The organism is Gluconobacter kondonii (assembly GCF_002723995.1).
Lineage (GTDB): Bacteria > Pseudomonadota > Alphaproteobacteria > Acetobacterales > Acetobacteraceae > Gluconobacter > Gluconobacter kondonii.
On sequence record NZ_BEWP01000055.1, the window covers coordinates 1 to 1214 of the forward strand.

Annotated in this window: 1 protein-coding gene; it reads right to left on the bottom strand. The window is 58.2% G+C overall.

All coding sequences use genetic code 11. The features are described from left to right. Positions 1 to 61: 61 nt before the first annotated feature. Positions 62 to 1214 (bottom strand): IS3 family transposase gene (locus tag GKO01_RS15675; protein ID WP_099287795.1). Its coding sequence is split into 2 segments (ribosomal slippage), with 1154 coding nucleotides annotated over them: positions 62 to 978 and positions 978 to 1214; the frame shifts between segments, so codons are not numbered across the junction. This gene is flagged as partial in the annotation.

Genomic DNA, 1214 nt, shown 5'->3' on the forward strand with positions numbered 1-1214 from the left:
TTGAGGTGGTCCCGTCCGTTCGGACAGTTTTGCGGGCTTGATAAGCTATACCCGGTTGTCGTTATGCCGCCCTTCTGACAGCGTTGCTGTTGGCCATCTGGTCCGGGGTTAACCCCGGACCAGATGATGTCGGCACGTCATGATACGCCTCATCGGGCGTACGTCCAGCCAGCGCCATATGCGGACGCCTTTCGTTATAATGGGCGATCCATCTGCCAAGCCCGGCCCTCAGCTCTGATCCGGTCTCGAACGCGTGCAGGTAGACGCATTCATATTTCAGCGACCGCCACAGACGCTCGATAAACACGTTGTCCAGCCAGCGACCGCGCCCATCCATGCTGATGCGGATCTGACGCTCTTCCAGGAGCCCGGTAAAACGGGGCGTCGTGAATTGTGACCCTTGGTCAGTATTGAAAATTTCCGGGGTGCCGTAGCGCATCAGCGCATCCCGGAGCGCCTCGATACAGAACTCCACGTCCATCGTGTTCGATAGACGCCAGGACAGGACCTTGCGCGTGAACCAGTCCATGATCGCCACGAGATAGAGAAATCCCCGTTTCATGGGAATATATGTGATATCGGAACACCAGACCTGGTCAGGCCGATTGATGACCAGATCCCGCAGCAGATATGGATATTTCCGATGCTCCGGATGAGGCACGGTCGTGCGCGGCTTCTGGTAGATCGCCCGCAGGCCCATGATCGCCATGATCCGCCGGACCCGCTTGCGGCCCACTTCATGTCCCAGGCGGCGCAGATGCCATGTCATCTGCCGTGAGCCATAATAGGGCGTTTCCAGGAACTGGGCGTCGATCAGCCGCATCAGCTCCAGATTGGCCTCGCTCTGTGGCACAGGCCGATAGTAAACGCCCGACCGGTTGAGTTGTAGCAGCGTGCACTGCCGGATGATCGGCAGGCATGCTCTCTTCGGGTCAATCATCTGCCGCCTCTGATCACGCCCAACCGAGCAGAGGCATCCCGCAAAAAATCCCGTTCCACCAGCAACTGGCCGATCTTGGCGTGCAGTTTCTCTACATCAGCAGGGCTGACTGAAGGTTCCGTTACTGACTTACCAGAAAAAAGGCTTGCCATGCCCTCGATCGCCTGCCGTTTCCATTGGGCGATCATCGTCTGATGCACGCCATGTTTCGAAGCCAGTTCCGCCAGCGTCAGTTCCCCACGGATCGCCTCCAGCGCAACCCGTGACTTGAACT